Source organism: Streptomyces sp. NPDC034103, from assembly GCF_055575395.1.
In genome coordinates this window covers 67,780-92,956 of sequence record NZ_JBVISS010000020.1, presented here as the reverse complement: position 1 = coordinate 92,956, position 25,177 = coordinate 67,780, and the positions used below count along the sequence as shown (strand labels likewise).

Genomic DNA, 25,177 nt, shown 5'->3' with positions numbered 1-25,177 from the left:
CCGCGCAGGTCACCGTCGACCGGACGGGGACCGCGTCACCTGGGACGACGGGCGAGGGCGGGACGGCGGCTCCTGCGCAGCCGTTCCTGCACGCGGGTCAGCCGCGGCATGCGTTCGCGCTGTTCCCGTGAGGTGCGGTCCAGCTCCTCCAGGAGGCGGCGCGAGCGGTGCTCGGTGTCCAGCTCGTCCAGGATCCGGTTGACCTCGGTCAGCACGGCGCCGTGCAGCTGCCACTGGCGGACGTCGCGCTGGACCTCCTCCAGGAGCAGCTGGGCGAGCTTGTCGCGGGTGGCCGAGGCCTGCCGGAGCTGGGAGGCGAGCCGTTCCTCGGCGGACTCGGCGCTCAGCGTGACGTCCGTGGTGACCAGGACCGCGAAGCTCACCACCGCGTCGGCGATCTCCGACAGCAGCTGTTCCACGGCGGCGCCCGCCTGCGGCGCGAACAACGGCTCGGACTCGCGTTCCTTGGCGAGGTCGGTCAGGGTGCGCGCGAGCACCCGCAGCACGACCGTGCAGATCTCCAGCGTGTCCAGACCGGTCCGCAGCACCACCCGGTGCAGCAGGCCCTCCTTCACGCGCGGGTTGAGCCGCAGACTGTCCTCGGCCTGCTTCAGGGCCCCGTCCACCTCGACGATGTCGTGGTCCAGACGGCGCGCCTCGTACAGCCGCTCGGTGGCGCGCTCGACGGGCGTGCGACCCGCGGCCTCCTCGCCCATGCTCAGCATCAGCTGGCGTACCCGGCGGGCCAGCCCCTCGATCGACTCGCCCGCCTCGTCCACCCACACCGGCGGCGCGAGCAGCAGGTTGCAGGCGAGCCCGACGACCGCGCCGATCAGCGTCTCCAGCACCCGCGCCCAGGCGGTGTCGCCGACGGTGGTGACGCCGAGGACCAGCATCGCGCTGATCGCCACCTCGGGGACGTACTCGTCGACTCTGACCAGGCGCCCGACCGCCAGCGAGGCCAGGATCAGCAGGCCGAGACTCCACCAGGTCAGGCCGACCAGCAGGCTGAAGGCGATGGCGACGAGGACGCCGGTCACCACGGCGTTGACCCGGCGGATGCCGTTGGTGAGCGTGGCGTAGAGCGTGACCTGGACGACCAGGAGCGCGGTCAGGGGCGCGGTGAGCGGGGCCGCCTCGGGACTGAGCCGGAGCGCGATGACGTAGGCGACCGTCGCCGCGGCCGCCGACCGCAGCGTCTGTACGACCACCGGGTCCCGGCGCCGTTTCACCCAGCGCACCAGGAACGCCGTCCACTCACGTACATCTCGCATCCTCAGGCTGTCCCACTTCCACAGTCGCACCTTGTTGAAGCATTGCGGACCGTAACTGTCCGCAATCCCGCCTAAATTGTTAGCACAAACCCGTCGACGGCATGTTGGGGAGAGCAGTGATGGCGGACACCCAGGGGCTCGAGGTTCTGATGGCGGCGCACGGCTATGTGCGCGAGGTGGTGGCGGCGGTCCCGGCGTCGGCGTGGGGCGCGTCGACGCCGTGTTCCGAGTGGACCGCGCGGCAGGTTCTCAATCATGCCCGCATCGACCAGCAGGGCTACGGCCTGGCGATCACCGGTGGCCGTCCGGACTCCGACCCCTTCGACCCGGCCGACGCGCTCGCGGCGGACCCGTCGGCGGAGCTGGAGGAGGTGCTGCGCATGGTCGAGGGCGCGTACCGGGACCTGCCCGCCGACGCGACCGAGGTGCCGACACCGCTCGGGCCGCTCCCACCGCACCTCGCCGCCGGGGCGGCGGCCATGGACGCGGCCGTGCACGCCTGGGACATCGCCGTGGCGACGGGCCAGGACCGGCCGCTGACGGAGGAGCTCGCCGAGGGGATCTGGCCGGTCGCGGAACACCTCGTGGACCACCTCCGCGACTCCTACCGGGTGTTCGCACCGGCGGTCGAGGTGCCGGCCGGCTCCGGCAGGGCCGACGCGCTGCTCGCCTTCCTGGGCCGCGACCCGCAGTGGCGGCCGGGGGCCTCGGACACGGTGTGACCGAGGGTGCCCGGACGCCGCCGTTCCCGGGGTCGGGTGCGGGCGCCCGCGCGGGTCGCGGCGGCCCGGCTCCGGGACGCGTGCTCGCCGTGGACCGAGTCACGCGTCGGACCGAGTCAGGCGTCCAGCTTGTCGAGGAAGGCGGACAGGTTGCCCGTGGTCCGGGCGACCTGCTCCGCCACGGTGAGACTCTCCTCGATCCGCAGCGTGCTCTTGGGGACCTTCTTGCCACGGACGTAGAGCGAACAGGCCAGGTCGGTGCAGATGTACAAGCCGACCGAGTTGCCCTCGCGCCCCGCCGCGCCGGCCTTGCGGGCGGTCATCAGCGAGACACCGCCTCCCGGATGCGTCGTCAGGCACAGCGAGCACATGCTGCGGTGCAGGAAGCCGCGGTGCGCGGACGCCAGGCGCATCGACAGCCCGACGAGCCGACCCTGGCGCTCACTGACCAGATAGGTCCGGTCGGGTGCCCCGGGATCTCGCCAGCCGAAGAAGTCCAGGTCGTCCCACGGGCGTTCGTCGAGGTCGTGCGGTACGGCCACCCGCTTGGCCTCGCCCTTCGAGCAGTTGACGAAGGACTCGCGGATGTCGCGCTCGGTGAGTGATCTCATGGAATGCCTCCTGGGGGTGCCATGTTACAGCCGAAAGACGAAGGTAAAAAAACTAGTACCTCTAGGTTCCAGAGGATAGACGGCCCCTGGGACAAGGAGCCAGCGAATTTGCCTACGTCCGCGGCGGCGGTAGGCGGACGGCGCCGGGTGTGCGGGACGCGTTCCGTACCCTGTACCGGAAGCACACGGCGGACGCCGACGCGGTGGACGCCGACGGGGAGGCCGCCGAGGAGTGGCTCGACGCCTTGATCGCGGAGGGCCGGTACGTCGAGGACGTGTACGCGGCCGGCTGACCGGAGCGCGGCGCAGGGGAGGGGTGGGCGTTCGGTGGTGGACTCCTGGGCGAGGGCCCGGCACATGCTGGAGGAGGCGGGCCTGCCCCCCGAACGCCTCACCCGCCTGCGCCCGTTGACCGGCGGCACCTACAACACGGTCGAGGAACTCGTCCTCGACGACGGCACCCGGCATGTGCTGAAGGTGCCGCCCGCTCAGAGCGTCCCCGGGTTGCGGCACGAGCGCCGACTCCTCGTGTCCGAGGCGGAGTTCTACCGGGGCGCCGCCGAGGCCGACGTGCCGGCGCCCCGGGTCGTCGTCCTCGGGCCGGACCTGCTGATGACGGCCGTCCCCGGCGACCCCTGGGACGGCCGGTTCACGGACTCCGAACAGGCCCGCCTGCGTGAGGAGTTGGGCCGCCAGGTGGCCCGGCTGCACCGCGTGCGGGGGACCGCGTTCGGCTACCCCTCCGGTGCCCTCGGCCCGCTCGCCCCCGACTGGCGGACCGCGTTCACCGGGATGCTCGACGCGGTCCTGGACGACGCCCGCGACTACGGCGCCCAACTGCCCCGCCCCGTCGACGAGGTGGCCGCCGCCCTTGAGCCCGGTTACCCCGCGCTGGAGGAGGTGACCGTCCCGCGCCTCGTCCACTTCGACCTGTGGAACGGCAACATCCTGGTGGAACGCGTGGCGGGACAGCCCCGGATCGGCGGACTCATCGACGGCGAGCGCATGTTCTGGGGCGACCCCCTCGCCGACTTCGTCTCCCTCGCGCTGCTCGGCGACATCAGGACCGACGAGGCGTTCCTGGGTGGATACCGGCAAGCGGGCGGCCGGGCGGACTTCGACGTCCCGGCCCGGCTGCGCTACGCGCTCTACCGCGCCTACCTCTACCTGATCATGCTCACCGAGACCGTCCCGCGCGAGATGGACGAGGAGCAGTGCCGGTGGCGACAGGAAGCGGTTGCGCCGCAGTTGGTGGCCGCGCTGACCGAGATCGCGGAGCTCTCATAGTTCACATCGTGAATTAAGGGCTTTGGAAAGTGTTCCCGCAGCGGTATGTTGCAGGTCGGACAGGGTTCGAAGGGGGCCACATGGCGGGGCGGAACGGGCGCACGGTGCGGGATCTGCGGCGGGCCAACCGTACGGCCGTGCTGCAACGGCTGTACTTCGACGGCCCTCTCAGCCGCTTCGAGCTCGGCCCGGCGACCGGCCTCAGCTCCGGATCCGTCAGCAACGTCGTCGCCGACCTGGTCGCCGACGGCCTGCTGGAGGAGGCCGGCAGCGTCGACTCCGACGGCGGCCGGCCGCGCACCCTGCTGAGAGTGGCGCCCGGCAGCGGCCACATGATCGGCGTGGACGTCGGCGAGACCCGGGTGCGCGTCGAGCTGTTCGACCTGACCCTCACCGAACTCGCCCGCGCGGAACGCCCCTTGACCGAGCGCCGGTACGAGGTCGAGGGCATCGTCGAGCACATCCGCGACGGTGTCGCCGAGGTGCTCGCCACCGCCGGTACCGCTCCCGAGAAGCTTCTCGGCGTCGGCATCGGCGTCCCCGGCATCGTCGAGCACACCCCGGACCGGGGCGCCGTGGTCCATGGGCAGACCATCGGCTGGGACGCCGTCCCGCTGGAGGCCCTGCTCCGCTCCAGCTCCCCGCTGCCGGACACCGTCCGCTACTTCATCGACAACGGCGCCAAGACCCTCGGTCAGGCCGAGATGTGGTTCGGCGGTGGCCGCGGGGCGCACAACGCGGTCGTCGTCCTCTTCGGCTCCGGCGTCGGCGCCTGCCTGGTCACGCCCGAGGTGGAGAACGGCCGGGCGGTCGAATGGGGGCACCTGACGGTACGGGTCCGGGGCCGCCGCTGCCGCTGCGGTGCGCTCGGCTGTCTGGAGGCGTACGCGGGCGCCGAGTCGCTCCTCGACCGCTGGCGCGAGGCGGGCGGCCGACCGGCCGAGGGCACCGACGAGGAGACCGCGCTGACCGCGATGCTGGCCGCCGCCTACCCCGCCGACGACGGCGTGCCCGACCCGGTGGCGCTGTCCGTGCTGGAGGAGACCGCCGAATACCTGGGCGCCGGGCTGTCCGACCTGATCAACCTCTTCCAGCCCGAGCGCATCCTCATCGGCGGCTGGGCCGGTCTCCAGCTCGGCACCCGCTTCCTGCCCGCCGTACGCCGCCACGCCGCCTCCTACGCCCTGCGGCACCCGGCCGAGAAGGTCACCATCGACCTCGGCAGGCTCGGCCCCGACGCGGTCACCGTGGGCGCCGCGATCCTGCCCCTGGCCGACTTCTTCGGCCGCGGCGGCCGCCGCCCCGAGCCCGCGCCCGCGGGTCCCCACCCGGCCTGGCGCACGGCCCTGGAGGAGCGGGCCCCGTACTGAGGGTTTCACCGGTGGGGGCAGAGGTACTCGCGTGTCGCCCGTACGACAAACCCGTACGACGAGAAGGGAGGACGCCATGGCCGACCACCACCGCATAGGCCCTGACGGCGAGCCCGTACCGCGGGACATGCCGGACCAGGTGGCAGGTGAGGGCGAGGACCCCTGGGAGGCGACTCCCGACGAGGCCGCCGCCGACCAGGACGACGCCGACAACGGTGACGCGGAGAAGGACGAGTCCGACACCGACGTCCCCGACACCGACGAGGCGGGCACCGGCCGCCAGGGCGCCCCGCGCTCGGGGAACGTCCAGTCCGAGCACCCGGTGCCGGACGAGCCCAGCGGCTGACCGTCCCGGCGCGGACGCCGGTGCCGTCCTCGGACGGCACCGGCGTCGTCCTGTCAGCCCACCTTCCGCCCCCGCAGAGGTTCCGTGTCGGCCCCCGCACCCTGCTGGAGGCCCTTCAGGAACTCCTCGAGCACCTCGTGGGCCGTGTGGTCCGGCCGCCAGCGCAGCTCCGTGCGGGCCCGGGTGCAGTCCATGAGCGGCAGCCGCAGCACCGCGTCGAAGAGATGCGGGGAGGCGGGCAGCAGATGCAGCCCCCAGGCGGCGGCGACCGCCGAGCGGACCGCGCCGCGGGGCAGCCGGACCCGGCGGGCGCCCAGCATCTCACCGAGGAGTTCGGCGTCGACCGGGGGTTCGGCCGCCAGGTTGAAGGCACCGCGCAGATCGGAGTGGATCGCGAGCCGGTACGCCTTCGCCGCGTCGTCCGTGTGCAGCGCCTGCACCCGCAGCCCCGGGATGTCGGGCAGGAACGGCAGCAGCTCCGGGCGGGCCAGCTGGCCCGGCAGGAACCGGCCACCGAAGATCCGGCGCTGTTCGCTCGCCGACTCCCGCTTGAACAGGAACGCCGGCCGCATCCGCACCACCCGCACCTCCGGATGGTCCCGCTCGAACGTGTCCAGGGCCCGTTCCAGATACGCCTTCTCCCGGCAGTACGCGGCGTCCGGCCAGCCGTGCGTCGGCCACGACTCGTCCACGGCCGCGTCCTTCGAGCCCGGCGAGTACGCGCCGACCGACGAGGCGTGCACCAGCGCCGGCACCCCGGCCGCCGCCACCGCCTCGAACACCCGGATCGAACCGAGGACGTTGGTCCGCCAGGTCGTCGCCGGGTCGTGCGTCGGCTGGAACGCCCAGGCCAGATGCACCACCGCGTCCGCACCCGCGAACTCCTTGGCCAGATCGGCCCGCTCGGACGCCAGGTCGACCGCCGACCACTCCGTCTTCCGGGGCGACCAGTCAGGGATCCGCCGCGCCAGCCCCAGCACGGAGTCGACCTCCGGATCCTCCGACAGCAGACGCACCACACTCGTGCCCACGTTGCCGGTCGCGCCCGTCACCACAATCCTGCTCACCTTCGGCTCCTCTCGGGCATGCCGCTTCGACGGGAACGCCCCGAGTACCCGGGCCACGGCATGCGACGCCGCGATTGCGCTCCCGGCATGGTTCATACGGTTGACGCATGAGGCCGGGTAGGGTGGATGGGGTGGGACTGTCCTTGGGAGAACGTGTGAGGTCTTCGGTCGCCGCGTTGATGCACGCGACGGGTGAGTCACAGGCGGACGTCGCCGTCGCCCTCGGGGTGAGCCAGGCGCAGGTGAGCCGCCGTCAGTCCGGCAGCGCCGCCTGGAGCCTGGCCGACTGCGACGCGCTCGCCACGCATTTCGGCATCGACGTGCTCGACCTGCTCGCCGGACCGACCCGGGCGTGCGAGACGCTGCCCGCGCGCCGGCGCCGTACCCACGGATCCGCGGCGGTGACCCGATGACCGGCTTTGAGGCGATCGACGCGCTGCTGGCCGCCGCCCGCCAGGAGGTGCCGCTGCCGCCCGCCGACGTACGGCGTGAACTGCGGGAGGGGCTCCGTCTCTCCCGCGCCCAGGTGGCCCAGGCCCTCGGCGTGAGCCCGTCCACGGTCGGCGGGTGGGAGACGGGACGGGACCCGGCCGGGGAGGTGCGCGAGAAGTACGCGTACTTCCTGGAGGGGGCCCGCACCAAGCTCGCGGCGCAGGCGGCTCTCGACACCACCGCTGCCGAGGACGACCCCGACGACGCCAAGGAAGCGGAGTCCGAGGCCGTCGGCGCCGACGTGGGTGAGTCCGACGAGGTCGAGGCCCTCGCCGCACCCCGGCCGTGCGTGCTGTGCGGCGCGCCGGCCCACCATCAGGTCGCCGGGTTCCCCCAGCACCTCGACCCGGCCGACTGCGGTACGACGGGCTCGGCGGCACCCGACCCCGCCGAACACGCCCGCCCCGCGTCCCCGGATCCCGGGCATGCCGAACACGCCCGCCCCGCGTCACCGGACCCCGGGCATGCCGAGAGCGCCCGGCCGACGTCGCCGGAGGCCGGCCGTGCCGAGAGCGCCCGGTCCGCGTCCCCGGAGCGCCGCAGTGCCGGGCCCGAGGCCGAGGCTCCTGCCGGGCGGGCCGCCGCCGGGCGCCGCGCTCCGGTCCGGGCGCGCGCCGAGCGTGCCACCGAGCCCGTCCGGGTCGTCCCCGTCGGCCGTCGTCTCCAGACCGCCGCCGCGCAGGAGACCGACCTGATCGGGACCGCGGTGGCCGCGGCCCTGGAGAAGCACGACGGTGATCTGGAGGCGGCGACCGCGGCCCTGGTCAAACGGGCGATCCCGGACGCCATGGCGCTGCTGGACGAGACCCGCAAGGGCGGCCGCTACGACGTCGTGGCGCACCCCTGGATCCCGGACATCCTGCGCAAGCAGACCGCCCGCGGCGCCGACCGGATCTGGGAGGCCCGCCCCAAGTGGGCCCGTGCCGAACTCCCGCCCGGCGCCCACGAGGTGACCGCCCTCGACATCAACGGCGCGTATCTGTCGGCGCTCAAGACCCACCTGCCGATCGGCCAGTTGGAGCACTCCACCGGCTTCGACCACGACCGCCGCCGGGCCGGCGTCCATCTGATCACCCCGCCCGAGTGGGACCACGAGGACCACCTGCCCAACCCGATCGGCAACCGCGACGAACCCGGCCCCCTCTGGGTCACCGAACCGACCCTGCGCCTGCTGCTGCGCCTGTCGGGTCCGAGGTACGGGCTGTGCGACCCGCCGCAGATCCACGAGTCGTTCACCTCGGGGGCGACCGAGAGCCTGCTGGAGAAGTTCCGTGTCGCGCTGAAGGACGCCCGGGACCGGGCGATCGCCGAGGACGACGAGGTGACGCTGGAGTACGTGAAGGCGATGTACTCCAAGTTCGTCTCCACCATGGGGGAGTCGAACTACAACCGGGAGCTCTACCGCCCCGACTGGATGCACCTGATCCGCTCCCAGGCCTTCGCCAACCTCTGGATGAAGGCGTACAAGGCGCACGAGGAGGGCCTGATGGTCGTCCGCGCCATGGGTACCGACGAGTTGCACGTCGTCGGCGACTGGCGACGGGCCTTCCCCGAGGGCCGAGGCGTGTCCGAGGTGAAGGTCAAGGACACGTACACCGTCGGCGAGGGCCTCGACCCCGCGGCCGCCGGTGAGGACGACGACTGACGGTGAGCGTCGTCGTCGAGTTCTTCACGGCACCGGACGACAGGACGGCGGCCCGCGCCCTGCGGACCCCGTGCCGTCGCCGAGGACGACACGGGGTGCCTGGTGTTCGCGCTCTCGCAGCGGCTGTGCGCCGCGCGGCAGAGGCCACTCTCGCAACAGGCCCAAGCCGGGGCCGGGGCGCCCCGGCCCCGTGACCTCGCCCGGTCGTGGGTCGCGGCGAGCCGAGGACGGCGAGGTGGTCGCCGCGGAGATCGCCCACGGCATCGTGACCGCTCTGGCCGCGCTCGCCGAGGCCTCGGGACGCCGGAACAGGGGTGTCTACTGCCGGGTGGCCTGAGGGCGGTCCGCTGCCGGGGAGCGTGCCGCCGGGTGCCGTGCGGGTCGGTTCAGCCCGCGAACGCGTCGACGCCCGTCAGGTCCGCCGACAGCGTCCACAGCCGGGCCGCCTGCTCCGGGTCGGTCGCCCAGTCACGGACGCCGCCGGACTGGTCGCCGTCGACAGCGGGCTCGGCGATGTCGCAGTCCTCCAGGTAGACGCCGCCGAGACCGTCCAGCTGGGGCGAGGTCGCCGCCCACACCTGGGTGGCCGCGCCCTGCTCCGGGGTCTTGAAGCCCTGCGGGTTGACAGGGTTGCCGTTCTCGTCGATCCAGCCGCGCTCCCGCATCTCGGCCTGGGGGAGGTGCCGTTGCAGCGGGGTGAGGATGCCGCCGGGGTGCAGGGCGAAGGCGCGCACACCGGCGTCCCGGCCGAGCCTGTCCAGGTGGACGGCGAACAGCACGTTGGCGGTCTTGGCCTGCCCGTAGGCCTGCCACTTGTCGTAACCCCGCTCCCACTGGACGTCGTCCCAGCGCATCCCCGAGAAGTGGTGGGCGCGGGACGAGACCGACACGACACGGGCGCCGCCGGGGGCGATCGCCGGCCACAGCCGGTTGACCAGCGCGAAGTGCCCGAGGTGGTTGGTGGCGAACTGCGCTTCCCAGCCGGGCCCGACCCGGGTCTCCGGACAGGCCATGATCCCCGCGTTGTCGATCATGAAGTCGATCGACCGGCCACTGGCGAGGAACCGCTCGGCGAAGCCGCGCACGCTGTCGAGGTCGCCGAGGTCCAGTTCGTCCACCTCGACGCCGTCGAGGTCCGCCACGGCCTCCTGGGCGACGGCGGCACGGCGAGCCGGTACGACCACCCGGGCGCCCGCCTTGGTGAGTGCACGCGTGGTCTCCAGGCCGAGCCCCGAGTAGCCGCCGGTGACGACGGCGAGCTTCCCGGTGAGGTCGAGGCCGGCGAGGACGTCGTCGGCGGTGCTGCGGGCGTCGAAGCCCGATCCGATCTTGTGCTGTGCAGTGCTCATGTCCAGGAACGCTACGAATTGGAGTGCTCTCGAAGTCAAGCCCACACCCCGTCGCACGCGCGCCCCTACGCACGCGCGCCCTTCGCACCGGTCCGGGCAGAAGAAAGCCCCGACCGGACGGGGGAATCACGGTCGGGGCGGTCCTGAGGTGGGCGCGGACGGCGGTCGCCTCTCGGCGAAAGGCTCCACAGGGCTTCAGCCGAACGATCGTCCCTGTGGGCAAAAGGTGAGGCCCGGGGACACTGTCCCGTCCGCACCCACGTGTGGTTCAACGGGGAACCACTTCTTCGTGCTCCCCGTCCTGTCGCGTTATGACGTGAGCTGCGTCACCGCTCGGACGACAGACGCGCGAACGGGCTGTCCGCGAGGGACGCGAGCAGCTGGGCCGGATCGTCGTAGATCGCCTCGGCGCCCGCCTCCTCGAGGTCGGCGCGCGGGATACCGCCGCACAGCACACCCACGCAGCGCACCCCGGCCCGGCCGCCCGCCTTCATGTCCCACACGGTGTCGCCGACGAACACCGCCCGCTCGGCCGGCACGCCCGCCAGTTCCAGGGCGTGCTCGACGGGTTCAGGGGCGGGCTTGCCCTCGGACACGTCGTCGGCGCTCGCGGTGGCGGTGATGGCGTCGTCCGCGTCGATCGCGCGGCGCAGCGCGGACAGTTCCGCACCGCTCGCCGAGGTCGCCAGGACCACCGTCCAGCCCTGGCCGTCCAGGCGCCGCAGCAACCGTCCGGCGTCCCGCAGCGCGGGCAGCCGGTCGAAGTACTGGCCGTACAGGGTCGTGTGGGCGGCGCTCAGTTCCGCCGCCTCCTCCTTGGCCCGCTCCTCGCCGATCAGGTGGGCGACGAGATCCTCCGAGCTGAGCCCCACGGCACGGTGGACGGCGTGCATCGGGACCCGGTGACCCGCTTGGCGCAACGCCTCCCACCAGGTCGTCACATGGAGGTGGTTGGTGTCGACCAGGGTTCCGTCGACGTCGAACACGGCCGCGCGTTCCATGGGCCCGTCCTCCTCTTTCACCGATGCGTCGCAGTGCATGTACCACGTCAGGAGCCGATCACTCCGGACGGCACCCGCCCCTCCCTCGTCCAGGCCAGCAGCTGATCCAGGGACCAGGTCGTCACCACGCGCTCGGCGGGCACCTCGCACTCCTCGGCCCGGGCGCAGCCGAGGATCTGCCAGTCGAGCTGGCCGGGCGCGTGCGCGTCGGTGTCGACGGAGAACAGCGTGCCCGCCGCCACGGCCCTGCGCAGCAGCCGGCGGGGCGGGTCGAGCCGCTCGGGCCGGCTGTTGATCTCCACGGCCGTGCCGGACTCGGCGCACGCGGCGAACACCTCGTCGGCGTCGAACTGCGATTCGGGCCGCCCGCGGCCGGTGACCAGCCGTCCGGTGCAGTGTCCGAGGACGTCGGCGTGCGGATTGCGCACGGCGGCCACCATGCGGCGGGTCATCGAGCGGGCGTCCATGCGCAGCTTGGAGTGCACGGAGACGACCACGACGTCGAGCCGTTCGAGGAGCTCCTCCTCCTGGTCGAGCGAGCCGTCGTCGAGGATGTCGCACTCGATGCCGGTGAGCAGCCGGAAGGGCGCCCAGGTGGTGTTCAGCTCCGCCACCACGTCCAGCTGCTCGCGCAGCCGTTCGGGGGACAGGCCGCGGGCCACGGTCAGCCGGGGGGAGTGGTCGGTCAGGACCGTCCACTCGTGGCCGAGCTCCGCCGCGGTGCGGCCCATCTCCTCGATCGGACTGCCCCCGTCGGACCAGTCGGAGTGCACATGGCAGTCGCCGCGCAGCAGCGCCCGCAGCCGCTGCCCGCCCTCGACGGGCGGTCCCGCGGGGGCCTCCCGCTCCAGCTTCTCCAGATAGCCGGGGACCTCTCCGGCCAGCGCCTCCAGCACCACGTTCGCTGTCTTCGGGCCGACCCCCTTGAGCGACTCCAGCGTCCCGGCCTCCGCGCGTTCGCGCACCTCCCCCGCGGGCAGCGCCGACAGCACCCGGGCGGCCGTACGGAAGGCGCGCACGCGGTACGTCGGTGCCAGGGACCGCTCCAGCAGGAAAGCGATCCGGTCGAGTGCCTGCACGGGGTCCATCGCCACCTCCTCCTCCAGGGTTCCCCCGCCGCGCGGGGCTCGCACGGCGGAGGGGGGAGGGGTTTGCCCTCTCATGTCCCTCTTGTGCGATGCGCTCTACGCTCTATTGCATGACCGAAAGCGCGAGCCCGTACATCTCCCGTCCGCGGATCATGGTGCTCGGGGTGCAGCCCACGACACCGCCCTTCCGGATCGTGGAGATCGACGGAGAAGTGGTCGGTGAGGCGAGAGACCTCACCGACGTCCTGGCGGCCGCCGCCGCGTGGGGCATCACGATCCACGACCTCGACGACCCGGACGTGGTGCGCTGGGTCGGCGGGGACAAGTTCACCTGGACCCGGCACTAGACCCGTCCCGAGGGGTGCGCGGGACCCTTCGGCCGGTGCCGAAGCGTCCGGTTCCTAAGCTCCCCCCATGGAAGGTCTCGGAGAGCTGTTCGCCGTCCTGGCCGCGGGCCTGGGTGCCGGTGCCGTCAACGCCGCCGTCGGATCGGGGACGCTGATCAGCTTTCCGGTGCTGCTCGCGGTCGGACTGCCGCCGGTCACCGCCACGGTCTCCAACGCGCTCGGCCTGATCCCCGGCTCGGTCGGCGCGGCGATCGGCTACCGGCGGGAACTGGCGGGCCAGCGCGGACGGGTCCTCACCTGGGGCTCCGGCGCGGTCGTCGGCGCGCTGACCGGCGCCACGCTCCTGCTGGCGTTGCCCGCCGAGGCCTTCGAGACGATCGTGCCGGTCCTGGTGGGCCTCGCGCTGGTCCTGGTCGTCCTCCAGCCCCTGATCGCCCGGAGGCTGCGCGAACGCCGGGCCCGCACAGGCCGTCCCGCGCCCGCCGACGGCGGCCCGCCGCTCCTGGTCGGCCTGACGCTGGCCAGCGTCTACGGCGGCTACTTCTCCGCCGCCCAGGGGATCATCTACGTGGCTCTGATGGGTCTGCGCCTCGACGACGACCTCCAGCGCCTGAACGCCGTCAAGAACGTCCTGGTCGCCGTCGTGAACACGGTCGCCGCGCTGTTCTTCCTCGTCGTCGCCGACTTCGACTGGACGGCCGTCGGGCTGCTCGCGGCCGGTTCCGCGGTGGGCGGCCGGGCCGGAGCCGCGATAGGCCGCCGTCTCCACCCGGCGGTCCTGCGGGGACTCGTCGTCGTGGTGGGTACGGCGGCCATCGTGCAGTTGGCGGTCCGCTGACCTCAGCGGTGCACCGCCCGGCTCAGTCGGCGCCCGATCAGGAGGTAGCCGATCAGTGCCCCGGTGGTGTTGAGGATGACGTCGTCGATGTCGAAGGCCCGTCCGGTGATCAGCGCCCCTTGCGCGAACTCCACCAGCAGCATCACCACGGCCGTCAGCAGGAGCACCCGCAGCAGACCGCGGGTTCGCGGCGCCAGCACCGGGACCAGGACGCCGAAGGGGACGCCCAGCAGCACGTTGCCGCCGACCTGCTTGACGGCGTCCCGCAGTTCGGGCTGGTCGAGGTAGGCGCGCAGAGAGCGGCCCGGATGCAGGTTGGTGTGGGTCAGCGCCTCCGACGCGGGCGAGGGCTCCAGGGTGAGCCGGGCCAGCACGACGGCGAAGGCCACCATGAAGGCGAACGCCACCGTCATCCCGATCATCCGGCGCAGAAAGGCCAGCGGGCCGCGCTTCTTCTCCGGAGCGGTCCCGGACCTGGTGTCCCCGGACGTGTCCGGCTCGGTCTTCGGGGGGTCGGAACCGGGCGGACCGGACTTGGTGGTGCGCAGGCGAAACGCCGCACGTGGACGTAGGGCTGCACGGTCCATGCGGTCCTCCAGTCGTTAACTTCCTTGAGTCGTACGCCGGTTACCCGCGAACCGGCCGAGAATGCGGCCGCGCCCCCGGCGGGCCGGGGGCACACTCAGGTCAGGTCCCGAACGTGACGCTCACCTCCTTGAAGCCCAGGGAGTGCAGCAGGCCTTCGAGCATGTCGGTGGTGTTGGCCTCGGCACGCTTGGTCAGCCCGCTGTCCTTGGCCGCGTCGCCGATGTGCTGCACCGCGAGCTTCTGCACGGCCTGTTCGCCGTTGGGGTTGTCGGAGAACAGGTCGCCCAGCCGGTCGAGCAGACCGCGCTGCTTGGACACCGCGTAGGAGCGTTCGGCGTCCAGGGCGGGCTTGCCGAGCCGCGCGTGCGGCAGGTGCAGCGTGGCGGTCGTACGGTCCTCGTTGACCGTCACGTCGTCCTCGCCGACCTTGCCGAGGTCGACATACGCGTCGACGGTGCCGGCCCCGACGTACAGGGTGCGGGTGCCGCGGATCGCGTCGGGCAGGTACTCGGCGTCCTTCTCCAGGTCCACCACGACCTGGAAATTGCCGGAAGCGGCGTCGTAGCGGCTGAGGTCCTGGATGGACTGCAGGAGTGCGGGACCCGAGCGGTCGTGGGTCTCGGTGCCGAACAGGTCCTTGAGGCCCGGGAGCAGGCTCAGCCGGATGCCGGCGAAGAACACGACGAGCACCAGTACGACGGCGCTCACCAATTTCGCCCAGCCGGGCATGCGCTTGGACACGCGCCTGATGGGAGTCGTCATGCGACGGCCCTCCTTCCTTCCGTTCGCATTCCCACCAAAGCCCCGGTCAGACCGGAGCATTGGCCGATTGCCACCGCTGACGGGGGCACGGACGGCGCACTAGCGTGGACTGCCTCAGAGAACCGGCGCTTCTGGAGAACCGGATGAGTCCAGACAGCACATCCCGGCCCCTTCGCCCCATGCACCGCATCAGCCTCCCCGAGCACGGCCCGCCCCGGCTCGGCACCCTCGCGACCGGCACCCCGGTGTGGCTCGTGACCCGGTACGCCGAGGTGCGGCAGGTGCTCATGGACCCCCGGTTCGACCGGAGTTCGCTGCACGCGCCGAACGCCCCGCCGCTGCTCGTCGTACCGAACCTGCTGGACGACCCCAACGGTCTGATCAACCAGGACGGCCCCGCGCACCAGCTGCTCCGCGGCACCGTGCAGCGGGCGTTCACCCCACGGGCCGTCGCCCGCTGGCGGCCCTGGGTCGGTTCGGTGGTCGCCGCGCTCCTGGACGACTTCGCCGCACGCCCGCGACCGGCCGACATCGTCGAGGGGTTCACCCGGCCCCTGCCTGTGTCGGTGATCTGCCGGCTGATGGGGCTCGACCACGTGGACCGCGAGCGGATCCGGCACTGGGCGGACCACGCCCTGTCCGGCGGCGCGCACGCGGCGGACCAGGTGGTCGCGGCGATGACGGAGTTCGGCGCGTTCGCCGCCGAGCTGGTGGCCGAGCGGCGCAAGCATCCGGGCGAGGACCTGGTGAGCGGACTGGTCGCGGCCGGCGACGAACTGGGCATCGACGAACGGCGGTTGATCACCCTGGTCTGCGGGCTGGTGGTGGCCGGACACGAGACCACCATGACCGCGCTCGGCAACGCCGTCGTCTACCTCCTCACCGACGGCCGGGACGACTGGCCGCTGCTTGCCCGCGACGAGGACTCCGCGGCGGTCGCGGCCGAACAGCTGCTGCGCACCGTCCCGCTCAGCGAGGGCAGGGTGCTGCCCGGTCTGATCCGGCGCGCGGTCGAGGACGTCGAGGTCGGCGGCGTGCTGATCCCCGCGGGCAGCGTGGTCGCCCTCCAGACCAACGCGGCGGGCCGCGACCCCGACGTCTTCCCGCCGGGCCCGCCCGACCTGTCCGCGCCCCTTCCCGCGCCGAGCATCACCTTCGGCGCCGGGCCCCACCACTGCCTCGGCGCCTGGCTCGCCCGACTGGAGCTCGAACTCGCCCTGCACCAGCTCGCCGTCCGCCTCCCCGGGCTGCGGGCCGAGTTCACGCCGGAGACGATCGAATGGCGGGTGGGACAGATGACCCGCAGCCCCCTGCACCTGCCGGTGTCCTGGTGACAACACGCCCTACCCGGACCACGGTTCACGACGTCCGCACGGCACGAGCACGTGCGCGCGGTCTCCCGCTCGACGCTGGCCCCTCGACCGCGCCGGGTCGGTGACTCGCGGTGATCATCCGGACTCCGCTCCCGCCGGACCCGGTGCCGGGACCGCGCCGACAGGGCGGTGGCTGCCCGGCGGGGGGCCGCGACCGGGTTCGCGGTCAGTAGCATGAGGCCGCAACCCGAGATGATCATCCAAGGAGCGGATCGTGCGAGACATCGCCGTGTTCAGTGGCAGTGCCCACCCTGAGCTGGCGGCGGAGGTCTGCGCGCATCTCGGCGTGCCCCTCAGCCCGACCAGGCTCAGCCGGTTCGCCAACGACTGTCTGGAGGTGCAGCTTCAGGCGAACTGCCGGGAGCGGGACGTCTTCCTCGTCCAGCCGCTGGTCAAGCCGGTCCAGGAGCACCTCGTGGAGCTGCTGCTGATGTGCGACGCGGCCCGCGGGGCCTCCGCCCAGCGGATCACCGTCGTCATGCCGCACTACTCCTACGCCCGCTCCGACAAGAAGGACGCCCCGCGCATCTCGCTGGGCGGACGGCTCGTCGCCGACCTGATGGTGGCGGCCGGCGCGAGCCGGGTCCTCGCCATGACGCTGCACTCGCCGCAGGTGCACGGCTTCTTCTCGGTGCCCGTCGACCATCTGCACGCGCTGCGTGAACTCGCCGCGCACTTCCAGCAGTACGACCTGTCCCGGACCACCGTCGTCTCCCCGGACCTCGGCAACGCCAAGGAGGCCGCCGCGTTCGCCCGGCTCATCGGAGCGCAGGTGGCCGCCGGTGCCAAGCAGCGGTTCGCCGACGACCGGGTCAGCATCAGCGATGTCATCGGCGAGGTCACCGACCGCGATGTCATCGTGCTGGACGACGAGATCGCCAAGGGCAGCACCGTCCTCGAACTCCTGGACCGGCTGCGGGAGCTGAGGCCGCGCTCGATCCGGGTCGCCTGTACGCACGGACTGTTCGCGGCCGGCGCGCTCAAGCGGATCGGGGAGCAGCCCGACGTCCTGGAGATCGTCTGCACCAACACCGTGCCGGTGCCCGAGGAGGAGCGCACCGACAAGCTGCGGATCCTGTCCATCGCCCCGGCGCTCGCCGAGGCAGTGCGGCGCATTCACAACGGTGAGTCCGTCAGCGCCCTGTTCGACGCGCCGCCGAACGAATAGGCAGGGGGCAGCCCGCATCGACGAGCAGGGGGCCGTCCGTGTGTCACAGCGAGCCGGACGTGGCCTCGGACTGCCCCAGGACCGCGTCCAGCGTCGCGTGCGCGGGCAGCAGCCGGGTCAGACCGGTGACCCGCATGATGCGCAGGGCCAGGGGGTCGACGCAGACCAGGTGTAACTGTCCGTCGCGGTCGAGCACGCGGCGGCGGGCGCGGTACAGCAGACGCAGACCGGAGCAGTCGAAGAACTCGACCTGCCGCAGGTCGATCACGACACGGGAGCCGTGCTGGCCGGTCACCCGGTCCAGGTACGGGACGATCTCCAGCGCCGCGGCGATGTCGATCTCGCCGCGGAACTCCAGCACCGTGTGACCCCGGTCCTGGTGTATTCGCAGATGTCGACTGGGCGGGGCAGGTTTCTGCTGCACGACGACATCGCCTCCAACCAGCTCAGCAGACGGCGGCTTCGCAGGTCACCGGGGGCTGGGGTGACGTCGTGCAGCGAGATTACGAGCGCGGCCGTTTCCTCGGGACCCCAGTGAGCGCAAAAACGTTCCTCGCTCTGCAAGTTACCCTCGTTGGAGTGAAGTTGAGCATGTTCGATTGACATATGTCTCTGAATTAAGGGCCCGTGTCGGGACGGATGTCGGGGCAGGTCTCAGGACAGGGCGTGCCAGGCCCGGGACAGCGCCTGGCGGAACTGCTCCGTCTGGTGGGCCGTGAGGTCCCGGACCATCCGTTCCTCCAGCTCGCGAACCGGCCCCGCGCACTGCGCGAGCAGCTCCCGGCCGGCGTCGGTCAACAGGATCAGCAGCTCGCGGCGATTGCGCGGATTGCGCTCCCGGCGCACCAGGCCGCGGTTCTCCAGTGACCGTACGAGGTCGGCGATGGACTGGGCGGTGACGAAGGAGTCGCGGGCCAGCTGGGCCGCCGAGAGTCCGTCGTGCCGCTCCAGGACCGTCAGGGCCGTGTACTGCAACGCCGTGATCCCGGACGGTCTGACCAGCTCGTCCAGGTGGGAACGGACGACGAGCTCCACTTGTTTGACCATGTAGAGGAGTGACGGGGGCGCTTTGGTCGCCTGGGTGTCGAGCATGAGTTCAGCCTAGAGCATTGACAGGAATCCTGTCTGTAATGACACTTCGGACCAACAGGAATCCTGTTTGTTGAAATCTTGGCGATGGAGCTGAGGAGTGGCGATGACCCCCTTCGAGATCGAACCCGGACGGCTGTTCATCGGGGGCCAGTGGCGCGAGGCCGCCGACGGGGCGCGCACCGAGGTGGTCGACCCGTCCCGGGGCGCGGTCGTGACCACGGTCGCGGAGGCCGGCGCCGCCGACGTGGACGCGGCCGTGAGGGCGGCGCGGGGCGCCTTCGACGACGGCTCCTGGTCCGCGCTGAGCGGCCGGGAGCGCGGCCGGGTCCTGCACCGCGTCGCCGAGCTGATCCGCGAGAACGCCGAGGAAATCGCCTGGCTGGAGAGCCTCGACGTCGGCAAGCCGATCACCCTGGCGCACGCCGTGGACGTGACGAACGCGGCCAACGACTACGAGCACTTCGCCGCCCTCGCCCACTGCCTGCACGGCGCGAACCGCGACACCCCCCTGAACGCCCTCGCCTACACCCGGCGCGAGCCGCTCGGCGTGGTCGCCGCGATCACGCCCTTCAACTTCCCGCTGATCCTCGCCGGCTCGAAGATCGCCCCGGCGCTCGCCGCGGGCAACACGGTCGTGCACAAGCCCGCCGACGAGACCCCGCTCAGCGCGCTGTACATGGCCGGGCTGTTCCAGCGGGCAGGCGTCCCCGAGGGCGTGGTCAACGTCGTCACCGGCGCGGGCCCGGTCGCGGGCGAGGCGCTGCTGCGGCACACCGGCGTCGACAAGATCGCCTTCACCGGCTCCACCGCGGTCGGCCGGCACGCCGCGAGCGTCGCCGGCGAGGCCCTCAAGCCGGTCACCATGGAACTCGGAGGCAACGCGGCCCACATCGTCTTCGAGGACGCCGACCTGGAGAAGGCCGTCGGGGCGATCATCAAGGCCTTCGTCTTCAACTCCGGCCAGTTCTGCATGGGCGGGCCGCGCCTGCTGGTGGCCCGCTCGGTCCACGCCACCCTGCTGGGCATCCTGCAACAGGCCGTGCCTGGCGTGCCGCTCGGCGACCCGCGACGGCCGGAGACCGTCATCGGACCGATGGCGGGGGAGAAGCACCTGAAGAAGGTCGAGGAGTACGTCGAACTGGCCCGCAAGGAGGGCGGCCGTATCGTCTGCGGCGGCGAACGGCTCGATCTGGACGGCGGTTACTACTACAAGCCCACCGTCATCGCCGACCTGCCGAACGACTCCCGGGTCATCCAGGAGGAGATCTTCGGCCCGGTCCTGACGGTGCAGCCCTTCGACTCCGAGGAGGAGGCGGTCCGGCTCGCCAACTCCACGCCGTACGGCCTGGCTTCGGGCGTCCAGACGAGCAACCTGGCCCGCGCCCACCGCATCGCCGACAAGCTCCAGGCGGGCATCGTCTGGGTCAACGACTGGGCGATGCTCGACCCCGCGGTGCCCTTCGGCGGTGTCAAGGACTCCGGGTTCGGCCGCGAGTACGGTCCCGAGGCCCTCGCCTCCTACACCAGGACCAAGTCCGTCGTCGTCTCGCTCGACTGACCGCATCCCACCCCGGCTCGGCCGAACGCGCCTGAGAGCAAAGGAAGTTCCCGCGATGTCCATCCCCACCCGCGCCGCCGTCGTCGAGTCCGGCGGGGCGCCGTTCACCCTCGCCGACGTCCAGCTCGACGAACCCGGCCCCCACGAGGCCCTCGTCCGGATGGTGGCCGCCGGCCTGTGCCACACGGACCTCGGTGTGGCGAGCGGCGGACTGCCCTTCCCGCTGCCCGGTGTCCTCGGCCACGAAGGCGCCGGTGTCGTCGAGGCGGTCGGCTCGGCCGTCACCGGCGTCGCGCCGGGCGACCACGTCGTGCTGTCCTTCACGTCCTGCGGCGAGTGCGGCAACTGCAATGGCGGGCACCCGGCGTACTGCGCCACCTGGCTGCCGCTGAACCTCATCGGCGGCCGCCGGGCCGACGGCAGCAGCACCATCAGCCGGGACGGCGAGGAACTGGGCGGCCACTTCTTCGGCCAGTCCTCCTTCGCCGAGAAGGCGCTGGTCGACGAGCGCAGCCTGGTCAAGGTCGACCCCGAGGTGCCGCTCACGTCCCTCGCCCCGCTCGGCTGCGGTGTGCAGACCGGTGTCGGCGCCGTGTGGAACGTGCTGAGGCCACGCACCGGTGGCACGGTCGTCGTCCTCGGCGCCGGAGCGGTCGGCCTGTCCGCGGTGATGGCCGCCGCCCTCACCCCGGCCACCACCATCGTCGCCGTCGACCGCGTCGGTGAACGCCTTTCGCTGGCAACGGAGTTGGGTGCCACCCACACCGTCAACGCCGGCGAGCGCGACCTCGGTGAGGCCCTCGCCGAGATCACCGGCGGCCGTGGTGCGGACGGCGTCGTGGAGACCACCGGCAACGTCGGCGTGCTGCGTCAGGGCGTCGACGCGCTCGGCGCCCGCGGCACGCTGGTCGTCGTCGGCGCCCCGCCGTTCGGCACCGAGGTCTCCCTCGACGTCAACGGGCTGCTCGGCGGCAAGCGGATCGTCGGGCTCACCCTCGGCGATGCCGAGACCCAGTCCTTCATCCCCGCCCTGGTCGACCTGGTGAAGGCGGGCCGACTGCCGCTGCACCGCCTGGTCAGCGCCTATCCGTTCGCGGACATCGACCAGGCGGTGCGGGACATGGGCGCGGGCAAGGCGATCAAGCCCGTGCTCACCTTCTGACCTCCTGGGTCAGTCCATCAGCAGGACCAGCTTCCCGGTGGTCCGGCCGGTGTCGCCGAGCGCATGGGCGTCGGCGGCATCGGCCAGGGGGAAGGTGCCGGCGATCGCGGGGCGCAGCTTCCCCGCCTCCACCAGCTCCGCGATCGCCTTCATCCCGCTGTGGGAGGCGTCCACCAGCATGCGCAGCGCCCGGACACCGAGCCGTTCGGCCTCCTCGAAGAACTCCGGGGACCCCACCGGCAGGATCGACACCACGATCCCGCCCGGCCGCAGCACCCGCAGCGAGCGCACGGACGTGTCGTCGCCGAGGGTGTCCAGGACGACGTCGACGTCCTTGACGGCCTCGGTGAAGTCCGTCTCCCGGTAGTCGATCGCCTCGTCCACGCCGAGCCCGCGCAGGAACTCGTGCTTGCCCGCGCTCGCCGTGCCGATCACATACGCGCCCCGCGCCTTGGCGATCTGCACCGCCACATGCCCGACCCCGCCGGCCGCCGCGTGGATCAGCACCCGCTGCCCCGGCTGCACGTCGGCGTACTCCACCAGCGCCTGCCAGGCGGTCAGCGAGACCAGCGGCAGCGCGCCCGCCTCGGTGTGGTCGATCGAGGCCGGCTTGTGCGCGAAGGTGCGCGCCGGGGCCGTCACGTACTCGGCGTGCGAGCCGTGGCCGTACGGGTAGGACAGCATGCCGAAGACCTCGTCCCCGGGCTGGAACCGGGCGACGCCGATGCCCACGGCCTCGACCACGCCGGAGACGTCCCAGCCGAGGACGAAGGGCGGCTCGCCCAGGAAGCCGCCGGTGGCGCGGTGCTTCCAGTCGGTGGGGTTGACCCCGGCCGCCCGTACCCGGACCAGGACCTCGTTGACGCGCGGCTCGGGCCGCTCCGCCTCGGTCTCCTTCAGGACCTCGGGGCCGCCGAGGACGTTCTGGCTGATGACTCGCATCGTGTTCACAGTGCTCATGGTGATCCAGCGTGCCGGTCGCCACGCTCCCGGGAAATGGCATGATTGCCAACCTTCGATAGGATCGTGCCATGCATGCGCAACGGCGGGTCGAACGAGTCGTGGTCCTGGCACTGGAGGGCGTCTACCCCTTCGAGCTGGGCATCCCCAGCCGGATCTTCGGCGCCGCCGACGGGCACTACGAGGTCCTGACGTGCAGCGTCGACGGCCAACCGGTGCGCAGCAACGCGGACTTCACGATCGGGGTCCAGTACGGACCGGAGATCCTGGCCACGGCCGACACCGTGGTGGTCGCCTCCATGGCTACGGCGCACATCCCCGCCGAGCTGCCGGCCGAGCTCGCCGCGGCTCTCGCGCTGATCCGCCCGGACGCCCGCATCGTGTCGATCTGCACCGCCGCCTTCGTCCTCGCCGCGGCGGGCCTGCTGGACGGCCGCAGGGCCACCACGCACTGGCAGGTGACCGATGCGTTCCGGCGCCTGTATCCCCATGTCGACCTGGACCCGGACGTCCTGTTCGTCCACGACGGCCGCATCCTCACCTCCGCCGGCGCGGCGTCCGGCGTGGACGTGTGCCTGCACGTCGTCCGCACCGACCATGGCAGCGAGCTGGCCAACGCGGTGGCCCGGCGCTGCGTCGTGCCGCCCTTCCGGGACGGCGGCCAGGCGCAGTACATCGAGCAGCCGGTCCCGCAGAGCGGCGCGGCGAGCACCGCCGCCACCCGCGCCTGGGCCCTGGAGCGCCTCGCGGAGCCCCTCGCGCTGACCGACCTCGCCGCCCACGCCCGGATGAGCCTGCGCACCTTCGCCCGCCGCTTCCACGACGAGGTGGGCCTCAGCCCCGGCCGCTGGCTGATCCAGCAGCGCGTGGCCCGCGCCCGCCATCTGCTGGAGTCCAGCGACCTCTCGGTGGACCAGATCGCCGGCGAGGTCGGCTTCGCCACCGGCGCCTCCCTGCGCCAGCACCTGCACGCGGCGATCGGCGTGTCCCCGCAGGCCTACCGACGAACCTTCCAGGCGGCCGCGCGCTGAGCCGGCCGCTGCCCCGCGCGGGCCATCCGGCGGATCTCCCAGGAGACCGCGCGCCGAACCGGTCGTCTCCGATCCGTCTGCCGACGGACCTCCGGCCCGTCCCGCGCCGAACCGAACGTTTCCCTCACCCCGCGCGTCGGAGGTGCGTGACGGTGGTCGGTGAGGCTGGGGTGGGGATGCGCGGAGGCTGGGCGGTGGCGCTGTCGGCGCTGATGGCGGTGGCGGCCGTGGGCTGCGGCACCGGGACCGGGGAGGACGTGGTCGTCGAGGGCACGGCACCGCCGACGCCCTACCGCGGGCCGCTGTACATCCCCGGCAAGGCCTGGGACGAGGAGAAGGACGACCGGTCCGAACTCATCGACACCGGCGCCGCGGCCCGGGCCCTGGAGTGCGACTGGGAGATCTACGCGGCCGGCGGCGGTGAGCCGTGGAGCGAGGGCGACGGGGGCGAGACACCGGAGGAGGGGCTGGAGGCGTACTTCGAGATCGAGCAGCCTGAGGTGCCGCACGCCGGCTACCGCGTGGAGCGGACGGAGGACGGCCGTGTCCTGTTCTCCCTCGATGTCGACGGCCGGACCAAGGTGGCCGTGATCGTCGCCAAGGACCGCGAGAACCGGCCGGGTTGGGGCCCGGAGACCAGCGCCTCCTGCGACCCGGCCGAGTTCCCGGCGAGCTTCACCGACGCCAGGGAGTACGAGGTCTGGACCGACCGCGGCGGCAGGCGGGTGCCCGTCAGCATCGTCAGCAGCTCGGTCGGCCCCGCCCACTGCGACTGGCAGGAGGCGCACTTCCTGAGCACGGGCGAGGGCAGGGACAGCAGGCACTACGCCCGTGACCCGAAGGGAGTGCTCGGCGACGAGATGCTCAAGGTCCCCTACGACGGTGACGTCACCCTGCCCGCCGATGCCGAGGACACCGGATACCGGCTGGGGGACCGGCAGTTGTGGCTCACGGCCGACAAGGAGACGGCGTACGTGCGCACGTCCGACGGTGTGGAGGCCTGGCCGCGGGTCAAGGAGGGCTGGGGGTGCGCCTGAGTCGTCAGCGGCTGGCGTGCAGGGCGACCAGCAACTGCCAGACCTGGTCGGCGATGTCATCGGGACCGCCGTCCAGCAGTCCGTGCAGCCAGTCGGCCAGCACACCGGCGAACGTGGCGGCGACCGCCGAGGCGACCAGGGGGGCGTCTGCGGCACCCGCCAGTTCGCGCTCCCGCAGGCTGTAGGCCCGCAGGTCCCGGTGCAGGACCCGACCCAGCGGGCCTCCGCCGCCCGGGCTCAGCAGGGCCCGGTACAGCGCCGCGTGGGGAGAGAGCGAGGCGAAGAACTCCGGCAGGGCGGGCGGCGCGTGCACCGGGTCGGGCCGCCCGCGCCAGGCGTGCAGCGCCTCCACGGCCTCGCGTACGACGTCCGCGCAGGCGTCGACCGCGAGCGCCTCCAGGCCGTCGTAGTGGACGTAGAACGTGGCCCGTCCGACTCCCGCCCGCCGTACCAGCGCGGCCACGCCGACCTCCGCCAGCGGGCGTTCTGAGCACTCCGCGAGCAGGGCCTCGCGCAGCCGCGCACGGGTGCGCGCCGCACGAGGGTCCTCCGGCGCGGCGCGGGTCACCGGGCCAGCAGGACCGCGCCCAGGGCGAGCGCACCGGGGAGGGCCTGAGCGGCGAGGATGCGGACGTTGGCGGTGACCGCGCCGTACACGCCCGCGACGATCACGCACGACAGGAAGAACACCTGGACGCGGAAGCCCGTCGGGTCGGCGGCGATCAGACCCCAGACCAGGCCGGCGGCGAGGAAGCCGTTGTAGAGGCCCTGGTTGGCCGCCATCGCCGCGGTGGCCCGGGCCATCTCCCGGTCGAAGCCGTGGAAGGACATCCCCGGCTTCTTCTGCCACAGGAACATCTCCATCACCAGGATGTAGGCGTGCAGCGCCGCCACCAGGCCCACCAGCACGTTCGCGACCGTTTCCATGTTCTCCCTCGGTTCTCTCTTTCTGGACAGGCGTCCACTATAACTGGACAGGTGTCCATGATGTCGGCGGTCGGCGTTAGCC

At 72.3% G+C, this 25,177-nt stretch carries 28 protein-coding genes and 1 pseudogene; 16 read left to right on the top strand and 13 right to left on the bottom strand.

What is annotated here, in order from left to right; translation table 11 throughout:
* Nucleotides 1–35 precede the first annotated feature (35 nt).
* Nucleotides 36–1,274 (bottom strand): FUSC family protein, encoded by a 1,239-nt coding sequence (locus ACZ56U_RS35805; RefSeq protein ID WP_469088101.1) that lies wholly within the window; start codon nt 1,272–1,274, stop codon nt 36–38.
* Between the two features lie 119 nt (nt 1,275–1,393).
* Between ACZ56U_RS35805 and ACZ56U_RS35800 the strand changes: the two genes are divergently transcribed.
* Nucleotides 1,394–1,996, top strand: a complete 603-nt coding sequence (locus ACZ56U_RS35800; RefSeq protein ID WP_469088100.1) for a TIGR03086 family metal-binding protein — start codon at nt 1,394–1,396, stop codon at nt 1,994–1,996.
* A 116-nt stretch (nt 1,997–2,112) separates the two neighbouring features.
* Here ACZ56U_RS35800 and ACZ56U_RS35795 read toward each other — a convergent pair whose 3' ends face one another.
* Complete coding sequence (locus tag ACZ56U_RS35795) at nt 2,113–2,607, bottom strand: FBP domain-containing protein (protein ID WP_469088099.1); 495 nt, start codon at nt 2,605–2,607, stop codon at nt 2,113–2,115.
* 95 nt (nt 2,608–2,702) lie between these two features.
* On the opposite strand from ACZ56U_RS35795, the pseudogene ACZ56U_RS35790 reads away from it, so the two are divergent.
* From ACZ56U_RS35790 to ACZ56U_RS35775, 4 genes and pseudogenes are all read left to right on the top strand, one after another.
* A pseudogene (locus ACZ56U_RS35790) lies at nt 2,703–2,900 on the top strand (hypothetical protein); the annotation flags it as partial.
* A 34-nt stretch (nt 2,901–2,934) separates the two neighbouring features.
* Nucleotides 2,935–3,894, top strand: coding sequence for a phosphotransferase family protein (locus ACZ56U_RS35785; RefSeq protein WP_469088098.1), 960 nt, complete (start codon nt 2,935–2,937; stop codon nt 3,892–3,894).
* Between the two features lie 80 nt (nt 3,895–3,974).
* Complete coding sequence (locus ACZ56U_RS35780) at nt 3,975–5,264, top strand: ROK family protein (protein WP_469088097.1); 1,290 nt, start codon at nt 3,975–3,977, stop codon at nt 5,262–5,264.
* A gap of 76 nt (nt 5,265–5,340) precedes the next feature.
* Complete coding sequence (locus tag ACZ56U_RS35775; RefSeq protein ID WP_469088096.1) at nt 5,341–5,610, top strand: hypothetical protein; 270 nt, start codon at nt 5,341–5,343, stop codon at nt 5,608–5,610.
* Between the two features lie 53 nt (nt 5,611–5,663).
* Here ACZ56U_RS35775 and ACZ56U_RS35770 read toward each other — a convergent pair whose 3' ends face one another.
* Nucleotides 5,664–6,677 carry an SDR family oxidoreductase gene (locus tag ACZ56U_RS35770; protein ID WP_469088095.1) on the bottom strand — a complete coding sequence of 338 codons (1,014 nt, stop codon included), beginning with the start codon at nt 6,675–6,677 and terminating at the stop codon, nt 5,664–5,666.
* Between the two features lie 107 nt (nt 6,678–6,784).
* Here ACZ56U_RS35770 and ACZ56U_RS35765 point away from each other — a divergent pair, with 107 nt between their 5' ends.
* The 3 genes from ACZ56U_RS35765 to ACZ56U_RS35755 all read left to right on the top strand — a co-directional run bounded on the left by ACZ56U_RS35765 (nt 6,785) and on the right by ACZ56U_RS35755 (nt 9,151).
* Entirely contained in the window at nt 6,785–7,090 is a 306-nt protein-coding gene (locus tag ACZ56U_RS35765; RefSeq protein ID WP_469088094.1) for a helix-turn-helix domain-containing protein, read from the top strand.
* Entirely contained in the window at nt 7,087–8,814 is a 1,728-nt protein-coding gene (locus ACZ56U_RS35760) for a helix-turn-helix domain-containing protein (RefSeq protein WP_469088093.1), read from the top strand. The genes ACZ56U_RS35765 and ACZ56U_RS35760 overlap by 4 nt, the downstream gene beginning before the upstream one ends.
* 190 nt (nt 8,815–9,004) lie before the next feature.
* Nucleotides 9,005–9,151 (top strand): hypothetical protein, encoded by a 147-nt coding sequence (locus ACZ56U_RS35755; RefSeq protein WP_469088092.1) that lies wholly within the window; start codon nt 9,005–9,007, stop codon nt 9,149–9,151.
* 49 nt (nt 9,152–9,200) lie between these two features.
* Here the strand turns inward: ACZ56U_RS35755 and ACZ56U_RS35750 are convergent, their stop codons facing one another.
* The 3 genes from ACZ56U_RS35750 to ACZ56U_RS35740 all read right to left on the bottom strand — a co-directional run bounded on the left by ACZ56U_RS35750 (nt 9,201) and on the right by ACZ56U_RS35740 (nt 12,252).
* A complete protein-coding gene (locus tag ACZ56U_RS35750; protein ID WP_469088091.1) occupies nt 9,201–10,163 on the bottom strand; it encodes an SDR family NAD(P)-dependent oxidoreductase in 963 nt (320 codons plus the stop codon).
* Nucleotides 10,164–10,489: 326 nt separating this feature from the next.
* Complete coding sequence (locus ACZ56U_RS35745; protein ID WP_469088090.1) at nt 10,490–11,164, bottom strand: HAD family hydrolase; 675 nt, start codon at nt 11,162–11,164, stop codon at nt 10,490–10,492.
* A gap of 47 nt (nt 11,165–11,211) precedes the next feature.
* Nucleotides 11,212–12,252, bottom strand: a complete 1,041-nt coding sequence (locus ACZ56U_RS35740) for a PHP domain-containing protein (protein ID WP_469088089.1) — start codon at nt 12,250–12,252, stop codon at nt 11,212–11,214.
* Nucleotides 12,253–12,362: 110 nt separating this feature from the next.
* Between ACZ56U_RS35740 and ACZ56U_RS35735 the strand changes: the two genes are divergently transcribed.
* Both ACZ56U_RS35735 and ACZ56U_RS35730 read left to right on the top strand, forming a co-directional pair.
* A complete protein-coding gene (locus ACZ56U_RS35735; protein ID WP_469088088.1) occupies nt 12,363–12,599 on the top strand; it encodes a hypothetical protein in 237 nt (78 codons plus the stop codon).
* Between the two features lie 67 nt (nt 12,600–12,666).
* Entirely contained in the window at nt 12,667–13,437 is a 771-nt protein-coding gene (locus ACZ56U_RS35730; protein ID WP_469088087.1) for a sulfite exporter TauE/SafE family protein, read from the top strand.
* A gap of 2 nt (nt 13,438–13,439) precedes the next feature.
* Here the strand turns inward: ACZ56U_RS35730 and ACZ56U_RS35725 are convergent, their stop codons facing one another.
* A complete protein-coding gene (locus ACZ56U_RS35725; protein ID WP_469088086.1) occupies nt 13,440–14,024 on the bottom strand; it encodes a VanZ family protein in 585 nt (194 codons plus the stop codon).
* Nucleotides 14,025–14,124: 100 nt separating this feature from the next.
* On the bottom strand, nt 14,125–14,787 hold the full coding sequence (locus tag ACZ56U_RS35720; RefSeq protein WP_469088085.1) for a DUF4230 domain-containing protein: 663 nt from the start codon (nt 14,785–14,787) through the stop codon (nt 14,125–14,127).
* Between the two features lie 143 nt (nt 14,788–14,930).
* Here ACZ56U_RS35720 and ACZ56U_RS35715 point away from each other — a divergent pair, with 143 nt between their 5' ends.
* Both ACZ56U_RS35715 and ACZ56U_RS35710 read left to right on the top strand, forming a co-directional pair.
* Nucleotides 14,931–16,121: a cytochrome P450 gene (locus ACZ56U_RS35715; protein WP_469088084.1), complete on the top strand. Its 1,191-nt coding sequence runs from the start codon at nt 14,931–14,933 to the stop codon at nt 16,119–16,121.
* Between the two features lie 253 nt (nt 16,122–16,374).
* Nucleotides 16,375–17,328 carry a ribose-phosphate diphosphokinase gene (locus tag ACZ56U_RS35710; RefSeq protein ID WP_469088083.1) on the top strand — a complete coding sequence of 318 codons (954 nt, stop codon included), beginning with the start codon at nt 16,375–16,377 and terminating at the stop codon, nt 17,326–17,328.
* Nucleotides 17,329–17,371: 43 nt separating this feature from the next.
* Here the strand turns inward: ACZ56U_RS35710 and ACZ56U_RS35705 are convergent, their stop codons facing one another.
* Nucleotides 17,372–17,752, bottom strand: a complete 381-nt coding sequence (locus tag ACZ56U_RS35705; protein ID WP_469088082.1) for an anti-sigma factor antagonist — start codon at nt 17,750–17,752, stop codon at nt 17,372–17,374.
* Between the two features lie 230 nt (nt 17,753–17,982).
* A complete protein-coding gene (locus tag ACZ56U_RS35700; RefSeq protein ID WP_469088081.1) occupies nt 17,983–18,420 on the bottom strand; it encodes a MarR family winged helix-turn-helix transcriptional regulator in 438 nt (145 codons plus the stop codon).
* A gap of 103 nt (nt 18,421–18,523) precedes the next feature.
* Here ACZ56U_RS35700 and ACZ56U_RS35695 point away from each other — a divergent pair, with 103 nt between their 5' ends.
* Both ACZ56U_RS35695 and ACZ56U_RS35690 read left to right on the top strand, forming a co-directional pair.
* Nucleotides 18,524–19,978: an aldehyde dehydrogenase family protein gene (locus ACZ56U_RS35695; protein WP_469088080.1), complete on the top strand. Its 1,455-nt coding sequence runs from the start codon at nt 18,524–18,526 to the stop codon at nt 19,976–19,978.
* 55 nt (nt 19,979–20,033) lie between these two features.
* A complete protein-coding gene (locus ACZ56U_RS35690) occupies nt 20,034–21,140 on the top strand; it encodes an NAD(P)-dependent alcohol dehydrogenase (protein WP_469088079.1) in 1,107 nt (368 codons plus the stop codon).
* Between the two features lie 9 nt (nt 21,141–21,149).
* Here ACZ56U_RS35690 and ACZ56U_RS35685 read toward each other — a convergent pair whose 3' ends face one another.
* Nucleotides 21,150–22,100, bottom strand: coding sequence for an NADP-dependent oxidoreductase (locus tag ACZ56U_RS35685; RefSeq protein ID WP_469088078.1), 951 nt, complete (start codon nt 22,098–22,100; stop codon nt 21,150–21,152).
* Nucleotides 22,101–22,171: 71 nt separating this feature from the next.
* On the opposite strand from ACZ56U_RS35685, the gene ACZ56U_RS35680 reads away from it, so the two are divergent.
* Both ACZ56U_RS35680 and ACZ56U_RS35675 read left to right on the top strand, forming a co-directional pair.
* Nucleotides 22,172–23,131, top strand: coding sequence for a GlxA family transcriptional regulator (locus ACZ56U_RS35680; protein WP_469088077.1), 960 nt, complete (start codon nt 22,172–22,174; stop codon nt 23,129–23,131).
* Between the two features lie 176 nt (nt 23,132–23,307).
* Nucleotides 23,308–24,168, top strand: a complete 861-nt coding sequence (locus ACZ56U_RS35675; RefSeq protein ID WP_469088186.1) for a hypothetical protein — start codon at nt 23,308–23,310, stop codon at nt 24,166–24,168.
* 4 nt (nt 24,169–24,172) lie between these two features.
* Here the strand turns inward: ACZ56U_RS35675 and ACZ56U_RS35670 are convergent, their stop codons facing one another.
* Together ACZ56U_RS35670 and ACZ56U_RS35665 are read right to left on the bottom strand one after the other, a co-directional pair.
* The gene (locus tag ACZ56U_RS35670; protein WP_469088076.1) at nt 24,173–24,736 is read right to left on the bottom strand and encodes a TetR/AcrR family transcriptional regulator; all 564 of its coding nucleotides are present in this window, start codon (nt 24,734–24,736) and stop codon (nt 24,173–24,175) included.
* Nucleotides 24,733–25,095, bottom strand: coding sequence for a DUF1304 domain-containing protein (locus ACZ56U_RS35665; RefSeq protein WP_469088075.1), 363 nt, complete (start codon nt 25,093–25,095; stop codon nt 24,733–24,735). Before ACZ56U_RS35665 ends, ACZ56U_RS35670 begins: the two co-directional genes overlap by 4 nt.
* Nucleotides 25,096–25,177 lie beyond the last annotated feature (82 nt).

Excerpts from the sequence above, each read along its gene's own strand:
- ACZ56U_RS35805 (WP_469088101.1), bottom strand. The coding sequence starts at position 1,274 with ATGCGAGATGTACGTGAGTGGACGGCGTTCCTGGTGCGCTGGGTGAAA.
- ACZ56U_RS35800 (WP_469088100.1), top strand. The coding sequence starts at position 1,394 with ATGGCGGACACCCAGGGGCTCGAGGTTCTGATGGCGGCGCACGGCTAT.
- ACZ56U_RS35795 (WP_469088099.1), bottom strand. The coding sequence starts at position 2,607 with ATGAGATCACTCACCGAGCGCGACATCCGCGAGTCCTTCGTCAACTGC.
- ACZ56U_RS35780 (WP_469088097.1), top strand. The coding sequence starts at position 3,975 with ATGGCGGGGCGGAACGGGCGCACGGTGCGGGATCTGCGGCGGGCCAAC.
- ACZ56U_RS35775 (WP_469088096.1), top strand. The coding sequence starts at position 5,341 with ATGGCCGACCACCACCGCATAGGCCCTGACGGCGAGCCCGTACCGCGG.
- ACZ56U_RS35765 (WP_469088094.1), top strand. The coding sequence starts at position 6,785 with ATGAGGCCGGGTAGGGTGGATGGGGTGGGACTGTCCTTGGGAGAACGT.
- ACZ56U_RS35760 (WP_469088093.1), top strand. The coding sequence starts at position 7,087 with ATGACCGGCTTTGAGGCGATCGACGCGCTGCTGGCCGCCGCCCGCCAG.
- ACZ56U_RS35750 (WP_469088091.1), bottom strand. The coding sequence starts at position 10,163 with ATGAGCACTGCACAGCACAAGATCGGATCGGGCTTCGACGCCCGCAGC.
- ACZ56U_RS35745 (WP_469088090.1), bottom strand. The coding sequence starts at position 11,164 with ATGGAACGCGCGGCCGTGTTCGACGTCGACGGAACCCTGGTCGACACC.
- ACZ56U_RS35740 (WP_469088089.1), bottom strand. The coding sequence starts at position 12,252 with ATGGACCCCGTGCAGGCACTCGACCGGATCGCTTTCCTGCTGGAGCGG.
- ACZ56U_RS35735 (WP_469088088.1), top strand. The coding sequence starts at position 12,363 with ATGACCGAAAGCGCGAGCCCGTACATCTCCCGTCCGCGGATCATGGTG.
- ACZ56U_RS35730 (WP_469088087.1), top strand. The coding sequence starts at position 12,667 with ATGGAAGGTCTCGGAGAGCTGTTCGCCGTCCTGGCCGCGGGCCTGGGT.
- ACZ56U_RS35725 (WP_469088086.1), bottom strand. The coding sequence starts at position 14,024 with ATGGACCGTGCAGCCCTACGTCCACGTGCGGCGTTTCGCCTGCGCACC.
- ACZ56U_RS35720 (WP_469088085.1), bottom strand. The coding sequence starts at position 14,787 with ATGACGACTCCCATCAGGCGCGTGTCCAAGCGCATGCCCGGCTGGGCG.
- ACZ56U_RS35715 (WP_469088084.1), top strand. The coding sequence starts at position 14,931 with ATGAGTCCAGACAGCACATCCCGGCCCCTTCGCCCCATGCACCGCATC.
- ACZ56U_RS35700 (WP_469088081.1), bottom strand. The coding sequence starts at position 18,420 with ATGCTCGACACCCAGGCGACCAAAGCGCCCCCGTCACTCCTCTACATG.
- ACZ56U_RS35695 (WP_469088080.1), top strand. The coding sequence starts at position 18,524 with ATGACCCCCTTCGAGATCGAACCCGGACGGCTGTTCATCGGGGGCCAG.
- ACZ56U_RS35690 (WP_469088079.1), top strand. The coding sequence starts at position 20,034 with ATGTCCATCCCCACCCGCGCCGCCGTCGTCGAGTCCGGCGGGGCGCCG.
- ACZ56U_RS35685 (WP_469088078.1), bottom strand. The coding sequence starts at position 22,100 with ATGAGCACTGTGAACACGATGCGAGTCATCAGCCAGAACGTCCTCGGC.
- ACZ56U_RS35680 (WP_469088077.1), top strand. The coding sequence starts at position 22,172 with ATGCATGCGCAACGGCGGGTCGAACGAGTCGTGGTCCTGGCACTGGAG.
- ACZ56U_RS35675 (WP_469088186.1), top strand. The coding sequence starts at position 23,308 with ATGCGCGGAGGCTGGGCGGTGGCGCTGTCGGCGCTGATGGCGGTGGCG.
- ACZ56U_RS35665 (WP_469088075.1), bottom strand. The coding sequence starts at position 25,095 with ATGGAAACGGTCGCGAACGTGCTGGTGGGCCTGGTGGCGGCGCTGCAC.